Below are 12464 nucleotides of genomic sequence, written 5' to 3' on the forward strand. Positions count from 1 at the left end.
GTGGGGCCAGCAGGCCGGGGAGCGGGGCATCCCGGCGGATACCGGGCAACGTCACACGAAGGCTTACACTCGGACTAAGGTCGGTTGATTCGGAAGGTGTCTCTTGGGGTGGGCTCCGGAGGGAGGACCCGGCGTCGGTTCGCGGTAGAGGCGGAACCCGGACGTACTATTGCAGCCAGCGGTTAAGCTGGCATGATTCGCACGACCAGTCTAGGTCGTCGCAGAAGCGCAATAGAAGAGAGTTGAATCATGACGGGTGCCGCGGGGCGGCGAGGGAGTGTTTTCACGGTTTAAATCGTTTAAACCGCTAAATCGTTGCAAAACTAGAGGATTTTTTTCGGAAACTTTGCCGCTCCGGGAGCAAAATAAATTTCTTAACAGTGAGGCCGCCCGGTTGCGGCCGGGGCCCGATGAGCCTCCTTTTGGCAGCGTACGGCGCGCAATGCCGCATTTCTCCCTACTTGCATCCTATGAGCGAAGGCCTGAAAATTTTTAAAATCGGGGGCGGCATTATTGACGATGACGCCCAGCTGCAGCGGTTTCTGCGGGAACTGGCGCGGGTGCCGGGCCGCAAGATGCTGGTGCACGGCGGCGGCAAAGGCGCCAGCCAGATGCTGCGCGACCTGGGCCAGGAACCCCAGATGGTGCAGGGCCGCCGCATCACCGACGCGGCCACCCTCGACATCGTGACCATGTTCTACGCCGGCAAAACCAACAAGCAGGTGGTGGCTGGCCTGCAGGCCGCGGGCGTGCAGGCGCTGGGCCTCTCGGGGGCCGATGGCAACGCCATCCGGGCCGTGCGGCGGCCGGTCAAGGACATCGACTACGGCTTCGTGGGCGACCTGCCGGCCGATGCCGTGAACGTGCCGCTGCTGCGCCAGCTGCTGGAAACTGGCCTGCTGCCCGTGTTCTGCGCCATCACCCACGACGGCGCGGGCCAGCTGCTCAACACCAACGCCGACACCATTGCCAGCGTATTGGCCTGCGCCCTGGCCCCGCACTACGCCGTGGAGCTGCACTACTGCTTCGAGAAGGACGGCGTGCTGCGCGACGTGGATGATGACGCCTCGGTGATTCCGCAGATAACCGCCGCCGAGTACCAGCAGCTGAAGGCCGCGGGCATCATTGCGGCCGGCATGGTGCCCAAGCTGGATAACGCCTTTGCCGCCTTGGAAGCCGGCGTGGAGCGGGTGGTTATCGAGCACGCGCTGCGCATCAACGAGCCCGTAAAAACCGTGCTATGCCGGAGCTAACCGCCCTTACCGACGACGCCATTGAGCTGCTGACGCAGCTGGTGCAGACGCCCTCGTTCTCGCGGGAAGAGGACCAGACCGCCGAGCTGATTTTCCGGTTTCTGGCGTTCCGGGGGGCCCGCCCCCAGCGCGACGCCAACAACGTGTGGGCCGTTTCGAAGCACTTCGACCCGGCCAAGCCCACCATCCTGCTCAACTCCCACCACGACACGGTGAAGCCCGGCGCGTCCTGGACCGCCGACCCGTTCGGGGCCGTGGTGGAGGGCGACCGGCTGACCGGCCTGGGAAGCAACGACGCGGGGGCTTCGGCGGTGAGTCTGCTGGCCACGTTCCTGCACTTCCACGAGCGGGAGAACCTGCCCTACAACCTCATCTGCGCCATTACAGCCGAGGAGGAAGTATCGGGCGCGAACGGCATCCGGAGGCTGCTGCCGCTGCTGCCCCAGATTGACCTGGGCATCGTGGGCGAGCCGACGCAGATGGACCTGGCCGTGGCCGAAAAGGGACTGGTGGTGCTCGACTGCGTGGCCCACGGCCGCACCGGCCACGCCGCCCGCGAGGAAGGCGAAAACGCCCTTTACAAAGCCCTCGACGACGTACAGCGCCTGCGCGACTACCGGTTCGAGCGGGTGTCGGAGCTGCTGGGCCCGGTGAAGCTGACGGTAACGCAGCTGCAGGCCGGCACCCAGCACAACGTGGTGCCCGACCGCTGCACCTTCGTGGCCGATGTGCGCACCAACGAGCTGTACACCAATCCGGAAGTGGTGGAGCTCGTGCGCGGCCTCATCGGGGCTGAGGTGACGCCCCGCTCCACCCACCTCAACTCCTCTCGCATCCCGCTCACGCACCCGCTGGTGCAGCGCGGCGTGGCGCTGGGCCGCCGTACCTTCGGCTCCGTCACCCTCTCCGACCAGTCGATGATGCCCTTCACCACCGTCAAAATCGGCCCCGGCGACTCGGCCCGCTCCCACACCCCCGACGAGTACATCCTGCTCAGCGAAATCCGCGCCGGCGTGCAGGGCTACGTGGAGCTGCTGGAGGGGCTGAAGCTGTAAAAATATTGCCGATAAAAGAACGTCATGCTGAGCTTGCCGAAGCATCTCTACCGCTTCGTTGCAATACCAACTCAACGAAGCAGTAGAGATGCTTCGGCAAGCTCAGCATGACGTTCCAACGTCCATCAACCACCCCTAGCCCCTCCTTTCCAAGGAGGGGAACTAGCTTTTTAGCTTTTAGCAGCAACTGAACATGAAAATCTGGGATAAAGGCATTGCCGTTGACAAGAAAATTGAGCAGTTCACCGTCGGGCGCGACCGGGAGCTGGATATGTACCTGGCGCAGTTCGATGTGCAGGCCTCCCGGGCCCAGGCCAACATGCTGGCCGGGGCGGGGCTGATTTCCGCGGCGGAAAACCAGCAGTTGCAGCAGGGCCTGCAGGAACTGGCCGCCCAGCTGGAAGCCGGCACGTTCACCATCGGCGAGGACTTCGAGGACGTGCACTCCAAAATCGAGTCCTACCTGACCGAGCACTACGGCGACGCGGGCAAGAAAATCCACACCGCCCGCTCCCGCAACGACCAGGTGCTGACCGCCATTCAGCTGTTCCTGAAAGACTACACCCGGCGCGCGGCCACCAAAACTCTGGAGCTGGTGGAGGTGCTGCTGCAAAAGGCGGAAACGCATAAAACCGACCTGATGCCGGGCTACACCCACTTCCAGGCGGCCATGCCCAGCTCGTTCGGGCTGTGGTTTTCGGCCTACGCCGAGCACCTGCTGCTGGACTTGGCCCTTTTCGAGGCGGCCCACACCGTGGCCGACCAGAACCCGCTGGGCTCGGGCGCGGGCTTCGGCAGCTCCTTCCCCATCGACCGGCGGCAGACGACGCAGGAAATGGGTTTCGGCAACCTGGCCGTGAGCAGCGTGGGGGCCCAGATGCTACGCGGCAAAACCGAGAAAACTGTGGCCTTTGCCCTGGCCGGCATGGCCGCCACCCTGGCCAAGATGAGCTACGACCTGGTGCTCTACAACGGGCAGGACATGGCCTTCGTGGAGCTGCCCAAGGAGTTTACCACCGGCTCCAGCATCATGCCCCACAAGAAAAACCCCGACGTGTTTGAGCTCATCCGGGCCCGCTGCAACGCCCTGCAGGCCCTGCCCAACACGCTCATGCTGGCCACCGGCAACCTGCCCAGCGGCTACCATCGGGACTTCCAGATTCTAAAGGAAATCCTGTTCGAGCCGATGACACAATTCCTCGACATCCTTGACATCGTGCTGTTCGCTTTGCCCCAGCTGCGCATCAAGCCCGACCTGCTCAACCAGCCCAAGTACGACGCCGTGTTTACGGTGGAGAACATCAACCAGCTCATTCAGACCGGCACGCCCTTCCGCACGGCCTACAAGCAAGTGGGCCTGGCCGTAGAAGACGGCTCGTACGTACCCCACAAGGAGTTCCAGACCACCCACCTCGGCAGCGTCCACAACCTCGGGCTGGACGAAATCCGGGCGAAGGTGGCGCGGTTCCGGCAGGGCAGCCGCCTGACGTAGTCGGTAAGGAAACAGCGCCGGAAAGGGCTAGACTTTGCTATCCAGCCGCATGAAGAACCTCAGCGCCATCAATAGCGGAGCCAGCACCGTCAACGCCAAGCCGATTATCCCCAGAGCACCGGTCAGTTGGTACATAAACGGGGATTGTTGGCCCATGTGCTCGAACGACCAGATGGTGCTGCCCATGTAGAGAACGAAGCCAGCTATAGCCAGCAGAAACAGCATCGTAAAAGAGGGCAGCCACTTCATAATTGCAGGGGATTAACATTCGAGGATAAGCACGGGCAAGTATACTGAAAAGGCCCCGAAACCGTCTGGTTTCGGGGCCTTTCGTATGCGGCACAGCCTGAAGCCTGTGCTACAGTTTTACAGGTGAATTACCTCGCCGTAGGCGGCGGCGGCGGCTTCCATGATGGCTTCGCTCATGGTGGGGTGCGGGTGCACGGCCTTGATGATTTCGTGGCCGGTGGTTTCGAGCTTGCGGGCTACCACCACTTCGGCAATCATTTCGGTTACGTTGGCGCCAATCATGTGCGCGCCCAGCCACTCGCCGTACTTCTTGTCGAAGATGACTTTCACGAAGCCGTCTTTCACGCCGCCGGCCGAGGCTTTACCGGAGGCCGAGAACGGGAATTTGCCCACCAGGATGTCGTAGCCCTGCTTTTTGGCTTCGGCTTCGGTGAGGCCTACCGAGGCAATTTCCGGCGAGGCGTAGGTGCAGCCGGGAATGTTCTGGTAGTTGAGCGGCTCGGGGTGATGGCCGGCAATTTTCTCCACGCAGATGATGCCTTCAGCAGAAGCCACGTGAGCCAGCGCGGGGCCGGGCACGATGTCGCCGATGGCGTAGATGCCGGGCACGTTGGTCTGGTAGAAGTCGTCCACAATCACGCGGCCTTTCTCCACCTTGATGCCCAGCTCCTCGATACCGATGTTTTCGAGGTTGGTTTGCACGCCCACGGCGCTCAGCACCACGTCGCACTCAATCTGCTGGTCGCCTTTGGCCGTTTTCACGGTCACGAGGCAGCCGGCGCCGCTGGTGTCCACCTTGGTCACCTCGGCCGAGGTCAGCACGTTCACGCCGATTTTCTTGAAGGATTTCTCCATCTGGCGGCTCACTTCCTCGTCTTCCACGGGCACGATTCGGGGCAGGTATTCCACCACCGTCACCTCCGAACCCATGGTGCGGTAGAAGTAGGCAAACTCCACGCCGATGGCGCCGGAACCCACCACCACGAGGCGTTTAGGCAGCTCGGGCATCACCATGGCCTGGCGGTAGCCGATGATTTTCTTGTTGTCGACGGGCATGGTGGGCAGCTCGCGCGAGCGGGCGCCGGTGGCCAGAATGATGCTCTTGGCCTCCACAGTTTCCTTGGTGCCGTCGGCTTTGGTGAGCTCCACCTTGCCGGGGGCCAGCAGCTTGCCGGTGCCCATCAGGGCGTCGATTTTATTCTTTTTGAACAGGAAGTTGATGCCCTTGCTCATGCCCTCGGCCACACCGCGGCTGCGCTTGATAACAGCATCAAAATCGTAGCCCACACCTTCGGCCTTGAGGCCATAATCGGCGGCGTGGTTGAGGTATTCAAACACCTGGGCGCTTTTGAGCAGGGCTTTGGTAGGAATGCAGCCCCAGTTGAGGCAGATGCCGCCGAGCGACTCCCGCTCGATAACGCCGACTTTCAGACCAAGCTGCGAAGCCCGGATAGCAGCCACGTAGCCGCCGGGGCCGCTGCCGACAACGACCAGGTCGTATTGCAATGCCATGTTGTTGTACTTGAGGGTGAGATGGAGAAACCTACGCCGGGCACAAGCTGCTGGCGGGGGCCCGGCAAAGATAGGCAGGCCGCGCAACTCGCCAACTGACGGCCACCAGCCGCCGGCCAGCCCGGCAGGCTGCTTAAAACAACGGCGGGCCTATATCCGTTCGGGCCGATGCCCCGTAGAAGACCCGATTTACATTTACCGCGCCAGCACGGCGCCCCTCCTACTGCTTCGCTCATGAACCACCGTCTACTCTCCCTGCTTTCCATCACCGGCAGCCTGCTGTTTTTCAGCCAGTGCGCTACCACCGTCGAAACCGACAAGCCCGGCACCGCCCAGCGCGCCATGCGCCAGGAAACCGTTACCGCGCCGGCCGCTACCGCCAGCACCGGCACGGAGGCAGCAACGGCCGCCGCCACCGCGCCCGTGCCTGCCCCCGGCACCATGGAAGCCGCCGCCCGCAAATCCAGCGCCGACTACCGCAACGAAATCCGCATTGCGGATGCCACGCTCAAAGGCTCGCCCCGCAACTTCGACGCGCTGCTGACCCGCGCCAAAGCCAAAAGCCACCTCAAGGACTACGCCGACGCCATTGCCGACTACAATCTGGCCGCCCGCCTCAAGCCCACAAACGCCGAGGTGTACTACAACCGGGGCCTGAACCGCCTCAAGCTCAAGCAGTACGCCCCCGCCATTTCTGACTTCAGCAAGGCCACCAAGTACAACCCCACCGACAAGGAAGCCTTCTTCGGCCGGGGCGCGGCCCGTATGCAGATGTTCAACTTCAAAGGCGCCATCCCCGACTTCACCAAGGCCATCGAGCTGGACCCCACCTACGCCGACGCCTACGAGTACCGCGGCATCAGCTACTCTTCCATCAACAAGCCCGCCGAGGCCAAAACCGACCTCGAAAAAGCCACCCAGCTCAACCCCGAAGCTGCCAAAAGTCTGCGGCGGTATGCAGGGAAGTAGGAGATAATTCAATAGTCAGAACGTCATTCCTCGACTACGGCTCCGCCTTCGCTCGGAATGACGTTCTATTTTATCAGACTACTTGCCAAACAGCAGCTTCAGGTAGAAGCTGGGCTGGCGCAGCCGCTCGCGCATGTCCAGGTCCAGGAACATCATCGAGAGGGTTTCGGCCAAAGTGGGGTTGTTGGCGGCGCGGTTGGCCACGAAGTTGAACAGCCACGGGTAGTCGAGCAGCTTCTGCATGGCGCGGCTCAGGCGCAGCTCCTGGCCCAGGCGGTTGTACACGGCCGCGTCGTAGCCGCGCAGGAAACCTGCCGAGAAATCCTGCGCCGCCAGCGCCCGGCCGGCCCAATCGGCGGCGTGCCGCCCCGATACCATGGCGTGGCTGATGCCTTCGCCCGTGAATGGGTCGATGAGCGAGGCCGCGTCGCCGAGCAGCAGGTAGCTGGGGCCCGACAGCACGCGGCGCCTGGAGCCCAGCGGCAGCCCGAAGCCGCGCACCGGGCCCAGCCGCTCGGCCCCGGCGAACCGGTCTTTGAGGGCAGGGTGCGTCTGCAGGATTTCGGCCAGCCTTTCGCGCAGATTCACTTTCTTCTTCGACACGGCTTCCGTGAGCATGCCCACGCCCACGTTGGCCTCGCCGTTGGGCAGCGGAAACACCCACAGGTAGCCGGGCAGAAAGTCCTGGATGAAGTGCAGCTCAATAAAATTATCGGGGTGCAGGCCCTGCACGCCGCGGTAGTAGGCCCGCAAGCCGGCGCAGTGGTGGGCCGGCTCCAGCGCGTGCCCGGCCACCTGCCGCGCAAATCCCGACTGGGCACCGTTGGCTACCAGCAGCAGCCGCGCCAGCGCCACAGGCGTGCCAACGGCGTCGCGCACCAGCCAGCGGCCGTCGGGCTGCTGCTCGGGCAGGGCCACGTCTATGCCTTCGCGGAAGTCGATTTCGGGGCGGCGGCGCACCTCTTCTACTAGGAAGTTATCGAAGTCGAGGCGCTTGATGATGTGGCCGGCGGCGCGGTCAGCGGCTTTGTTGTAGTGCGGCTTGAAGGGCACCGCCAGCTTGCGGCCGTTGGGCGCGTAGAAGTCGATGCCCCAGCTGGGCACCTGGGCGGGGTCGGCGGCCAGCTGGGCGGGCAGCGCCTCCCCTATCCGGCGCAACTCGTTGATGACTTTGCCGCTGAGGGCGTCGCCACACACTTTGTCGCGCGGGAAAGTGGCCTTGTCCAGCAGCAGGCAGCGGTGGCCGGCGTTGGCCAGGTGCAGGGCCGCCGTGGCGCCGCCGGGCCCGGCGCCCAGAATGCAGATGTCGGTTTCGAGCAACTCGTTGTTCGTTATTGGGTTTTCGTTTTTCGCTCTATCCGTAGGCAGTACCAACGCGCCAGAGAAGCTGCAAGGTAACCGTCGACGCACTGGTTTCCGACGCCCCGGCTTCGCCAATGCCCTACGAGCAACGAACAACAAAAAACCAATAACGCGCCTATCTTCGCCGCATGACAAAACAGCTCGACGGAAAAGTGGCCCTGATTACGGGTGCTTCCAAAGGAATCGGCCGCGCCATTGCGGTATATTTTGCCCAGCAGGGCGCGCAGGTGGCTTTCACGTACCTCTCCAGCGTGGAGAAAGGCCAGCAGCTCGAACAGGAGCTGGCGGCCCACGGCACCAAAGTCAAAGGCTTCCGCTCCGATGCCTCGGTATATGCCGAAGCCGAAAAGCTGGTGGATGACGTGGTAGCCGAATTCGGTAAGCTGGATATTCTGGTGAACAACGCCGGCATCACCCAGGATGGCCTGCTGATGCGCATGAGCGAGCAGCAGTGGGACCAGGTTATTGCGGTGAATCTGAAGTCGGTGTTCAACCTCACCAAAGCCGCCACCAAGCCCATGATGCGCGCCAAAGCCGGCAGCATCATCAACATGAGCTCGGTAGTGGGCATCAAAGGCAACGCCGGCCAGGCCAACTACGCGGCCTCCAAGTCGGGCATCATCGGCTTCACGAAGTCGGTGGCGCTGGAGCTGGGCTCGCGCAACATCCGCTGCAACGCCATTGCCCCCGGCTTCATTGAAACCGAGATGACCGACGCCCTCGACCCCAAGCAGGTAGACGAGTGGCGCAAGGCTATTCCGCTGCGCCGCGGCGGTACCCCCGAGGACGTAGCCAAAGCCACCGCTTTCCTGGCCTCCGACGACAGCAGCTACATCAGCGGCCAGGTGCTGCAGGTAGACGGCGGCATGCTGACGTAGGGTTTTCAGCCACGCAAAATCGTTGTCATCCTGAGCTTGCGAAGGATCCTGTCAGGTTTGTACGAGTCATGAAACGACCCGTGCAAACCTGACAGGATCCTTCGCAAGCTCAGGATGACAGTCGTTATAGCCTAACCCACCATGCGCCGCTTCCTGCTGTTTCTGCTGCTGCTCACGGTGCTGGCCTACCCGCGCCTGCACCGCCGCTACGACCGGCTGCGCCAGGCCCAGGCGGCCCGTACCGCCGTGCAGCAGCTGGCCCCGCGCCTCTACGACGGCGACCTGATTTTTCAAACGTCCCAATCGGCGCAGAGCCGCGCCATTCAGTTGGCTACGCATTCCGCGTACAGCCACTGCGGCATTCTGTTCCGGAAAAACGGTGAGTGGCGCGTGTTTGAGGCCGTGCAGCCCGTGAGTGAAACCTCCCTGGCGGCCTGGGTGGCACGGGGCCAGGGCGGCCGTTTCGTGGTGAAGCGCCTGCGCGACGCCCAAACCGTGCTGACGCCCCCGGTGCTGCGGAAGCTGCGAGCCGCCGGCGAGCAATACCGCGGCCGCAGCTACGACCTGTATTTTGGCTGGTCGGATGAGCGAATCTACTGCTCGGAGCTGCTCTGGAAGATGTACCAGCAAGCCACGGGCCGCAAAATCGGGCAGCTCCAGCACCTGCGCGACTTCGACCTCTCCCACCCCGCCGTGCAGGCCAAGCTGCGCGAGCGGTACGGCCGCCGCCTCCCGCTCAACGAGCTGGTAATTTCGCCGGTGAGGATGCTGGAAAGCCCGGAACTCGTAACGGTGCGGTAGCTTAGACCCTTGCTGGCCCGCCACAGCGCCACGGGGCTTTACCGCTTATTCCCGCAGCTTGGCCTGAAGGCATTTTCTCAACTCCACCTCCGCTGCATCAACAGCGCGCAGCGCAGCCGGGCCGGTGGATTCGTACACCAGAAAATCCTGCGTTTCTCCGAAATCCTGCGGAAACGCAAGCGCCGATATGATGGCCTGGTTATCCTGCACGAAGCGGGCTTCTTGCTTTATTTCAGCCGAGTGCCGGTAGAAATGCAGCACGATATGCGGCTGGTACGTATTGCCGGGCTTCTTGCGCAATTGCCGGGCATACAGCGTATCCACTACCGAATACTGGGCCGCGAAATGCAGCTCAAAGTCTGCTTTACCAATATGTGCCAGGGCAGTCTTACTGCTGTCGGCCGCTACTTTCCGCACCGTCCAACGCTTGGGCAGGCAGCCGCGGAGCTTTGCCTCCGCGTAAGGCGCTGGGGCGCTGCTTGCAGCAGTGGGCTTGTTGCCGGGCGCGCAAGCGGTTAGCAGCCCTGCCAGGGCTGCGCCAAGCAGCCATATCCTTGTGGCGGAACGTCTGAATAGTACCCCCATAGCGGCTTAGCTGTTTTAGCGTAGAAGGATAGCAGGCGTCAAGATAAGCAATGCGGGTAGCTGCCGCTTTACGGCGGGCTTCTCTGCGCCGCTCGCCTTACCTTGCGCCGCATCCGTAAGCCTCTCCGACTACCTCCGACTTACTTATGAGCAAAGCCGTTTTCATTGCCACTGCCGAGCCCTACAGCGGCAAATCCGTTGTGACGCTGGGGCTGGTGCACCTGCTACTGGGGCAGGCGCAGCGGGTGGGCTACTTTAAGCCCATCATCACGCCCCTCGCCGACGGCCAGCCTGACTACCACATCCAGACGGTGCTACAGCACTTCCAACTGCCCCTCGCCTACCCCGATACCTACGCCTACACCGGCCAGGAGGCGCTGCGCATGGTGGAGGCCGGCCGCGCCGGCGAGCTGCTCGACACCATAATTCACCGCTTCAAGCAGCTGGAAGCCGCCCACGATTTTGTAGTAGTGGAAGGCACCGACTTCGTGGGCAGCAGCCTGGCGCTGGAGCTGGACCTCAACTGGCAGGTGGCCCGCAACCTGAGCGTACCGGTGGTGCTGCTGATTTCGGGCCTCGACAAAACCGTGGAGCAGCTCGTCAACGCCGCCCTGTCCATCCGCCGCGACGCGCTGGAAAGTGAGGTGCAGGTGCTGGCGCTGGTGCTCAACCGCGTGAGCCCGGCGCAGCTGGACGAGGTGCGCACCCTGCTCCGCGACCAGCTGCCGCCCGAAACCCAGTTGGCCCTTATTCCGGAAAGCCCGGCCCTGCGCAGCCCCACCATGCAGGAAATCCACGACCAGCTGGGCGGGGAGCTGCTGTTCGGGGCCGACCAGCTGGCTAACCCTGTCGACCACTTTATCAACGGCTCGATGCAGGTGCCCAACTTTTTGCTGCGCCTGGAGGAAAACGTACTCATCATCACGCCCGGCGACCGGGCCGACCTTATTCTGAGCGCCCTGCAGGCCAATATGTCGGCCAGCTACCCGCGCGTCGCGGGGCTAGTGCTTACCAGCGGCTACCGGCCCGAAGACTCGGTGCTGCGCCTGATTGAGGGTTTGCCCGTGGCCGTGCCGATGCTGCTGGTGGAGTCGGGCACGTTCCAGACCACCACCCGCATCGGTAACATTCAGGCGCGCATCGGGCCGCAGCAAACCAAGAAAATCCGGCTGGCCATCCAGACGTTTGAGCGGCACCTGGATGCGCCGCGCCTGCTGGAGCAGCTCAGCACGTTTGCGCCGCGCGGCCTCACGCCGCACATGTTCCAGTACCAGCTGCTGCAATGGGCGCGCAGCCAGCGCAAGCACATTGTGCTGCCCGAGGGCAACGACGACCGGGTGCTGCGCGCGGCGGCCCGCCTGCTGGAGCAGGACGTGGTGAGCCTCACCATCCTCGGCGACCCGACCCAGATTCTGGCCGCCGCCAAGCGCCTCGGCCGCCCCCTGGACCCGCAGCGCGTGCAGCTGCTCGACCCGGCCAATTCCGCGCTGTTCCAGGACTTCGCCGAAACCCTGTTTGAGCTGCGCCGCAGCAAGGGCGTGACCCTGGAAATGGCCCGCGACCTGATGACCGACGTGTCGTATTTCGGCTCGATGATGGTGTACAAGGGCCTGGCCGACGGCATGGTGTCGGGGGCGGTGCACACCACGCAGCACACCATTCGGCCGGCGCTGCAGTTCATCAAGACGCGGCCGGGCGTGTCGGTGGTGTCGTCGGTGTTCTTTATGTGTTTGCCCGACCGGGTGGCGGTGTTTGGCGACTGCGCCGTGAACCCCAACCCCACCGCCGAGCAGCTGGCCGAAATTGCCATTTCCTCGGCCGACAGCTCCCGGCGCTTCGGCATCGAGCCGCGGGTGGCCATGCTGTCGTACTCTTCGGGCACTTCCGGCGAGGGTGCCGACGTGGACAAGGTGCGCCTGGCCACCCAGCTCGTGCGCCAGCTCCGCCCCGATTTGCTGGTGGAAGGCCCCATCCAGTACGATGCCGCCGTGGACCCCGCCGTGGGCCAGCAGAAGCTGCCCGGCTCGCCGGTAGCCGGCCAGGCCAGCGTGCTCATCTTCCCCGACCTGAACACCGGCAACAACACCTACAAAGCCGTGCAGCGCGAAACCGGCGCCCTGGCCATCGGCCCGATGCTACAGGGCCTGAACAAGCCCGTCAACGACCTGAGCCGCGGCTGCACCGTCGACGACATCTACAACACCGTGCTGCTGACGGCCATTCAGGCGCAGGGCTAGTTTCGGCAGCCGCAAAATGCCCCGTTGCTTCAGGTGAAGCAACGGGGCATTTTTAATTATGCATTTTACAA

General features: G+C 63.3%; 11 protein-coding genes. 7 read left to right on the forward strand and 4 right to left on the reverse strand.

Annotated elements, in window-relative coordinates; all coding sequences use genetic code 11:
- The first annotated feature begins 470 nt into the window (after positions 1-470).
- The 3 genes from argB (at position 471) to argH (ending at position 3800) form a co-directional block, all read left to right on the forward strand.
- On the forward strand, positions 471-1253 hold the full coding sequence (argB, locus tag N008_RS02805) for an acetylglutamate kinase (RefSeq protein ID WP_044013586.1): 783 nt from the start codon (positions 471-473) through the stop codon (positions 1251-1253).
- Positions 1241-2308 (forward strand): M20 family metallo-hydrolase, encoded by a 1068-nt coding sequence (locus N008_RS02810; RefSeq protein ID WP_044013588.1) that lies wholly within the window; start codon positions 1241-1243, stop codon positions 2306-2308. The genes argB and N008_RS02810 overlap by 13 nt, the downstream gene beginning before the upstream one ends.
- A gap of 193 nt (positions 2309-2501) precedes the next feature.
- Positions 2502-3800: an argininosuccinate lyase gene (gene argH, locus N008_RS02815; protein WP_044013589.1), complete on the forward strand. Its 1299-nt coding sequence runs from the start codon at positions 2502-2504 to the stop codon at positions 3798-3800.
- 27 nt (positions 3801-3827) lie between these two features.
- On the opposite strand, the gene N008_RS02820 is transcribed toward argH, so the two are convergent.
- Positions 3828-4049, reverse strand: coding sequence for a hypothetical protein (locus tag N008_RS02820; protein ID WP_044013591.1), 222 nt, complete (start codon positions 4047-4049; stop codon positions 3828-3830).
- A gap of 117 nt (positions 4050-4166) precedes the next feature.
- Positions 4167-5561, reverse strand: a complete 1395-nt coding sequence (gene lpdA, locus N008_RS02825) for a dihydrolipoyl dehydrogenase (RefSeq protein ID WP_044013593.1) — start codon at positions 5559-5561, stop codon at positions 4167-4169.
- Between the two features lie 234 nt (positions 5562-5795).
- Here lpdA and N008_RS21245 point away from each other — a divergent pair, with 234 nt between their 5' ends.
- Positions 5796-6530, forward strand: a complete 735-nt coding sequence (locus tag N008_RS21245) for a tetratricopeptide repeat protein (RefSeq protein ID WP_052381126.1) — start codon at positions 5796-5798, stop codon at positions 6528-6530.
- A gap of 78 nt (positions 6531-6608) precedes the next feature.
- Here N008_RS21245 and N008_RS02835 read toward each other — a convergent pair whose 3' ends face one another.
- The gene (locus tag N008_RS02835; RefSeq protein ID WP_231569770.1) at positions 6609-7904 is read right to left on the reverse strand and encodes a geranylgeranyl reductase family protein; all 1296 of its coding nucleotides are present in this window, start codon (positions 7902-7904) and stop codon (positions 6609-6611) included.
- A 116-nt stretch (positions 7905-8020) separates the two neighbouring features.
- Between N008_RS02835 and fabG the strand changes: the two genes are divergently transcribed.
- Complete coding sequence (fabG, locus tag N008_RS02840; RefSeq protein WP_044013594.1) at positions 8021-8770, forward strand: 3-oxoacyl-[acyl-carrier-protein] reductase; 750 nt, start codon at positions 8021-8023, stop codon at positions 8768-8770.
- Between the two features lie 141 nt (positions 8771-8911).
- Complete coding sequence (locus tag N008_RS02845) at positions 8912-9571, forward strand: YiiX family permuted papain-like enzyme (protein ID WP_044013596.1); 660 nt, start codon at positions 8912-8914, stop codon at positions 9569-9571.
- A 45-nt stretch (positions 9572-9616) separates the two neighbouring features.
- On the opposite strand, the gene N008_RS02850 is transcribed toward N008_RS02845, so the two are convergent.
- A complete protein-coding gene (locus N008_RS02850) occupies positions 9617-10156 on the reverse strand; it encodes a hypothetical protein (protein ID WP_156108979.1) in 540 nt (179 codons plus the stop codon).
- A gap of 146 nt (positions 10157-10302) precedes the next feature.
- Between N008_RS02850 and pta the strand changes: the two genes are divergently transcribed.
- Positions 10303-12393, forward strand: a complete 2091-nt coding sequence (gene pta / locus N008_RS02855) for a phosphate acetyltransferase (RefSeq protein ID WP_044013600.1) — start codon at positions 10303-10305, stop codon at positions 12391-12393.
- Positions 12394-12464: the final 71 nt, after the last annotated feature.

The sequence above is a fragment of the Hymenobacter sp. APR13 genome, assembly GCF_000737515.1.
Lineage (GTDB): Bacteria > Bacteroidota > Bacteroidia > Cytophagales > Hymenobacteraceae > Hymenobacter.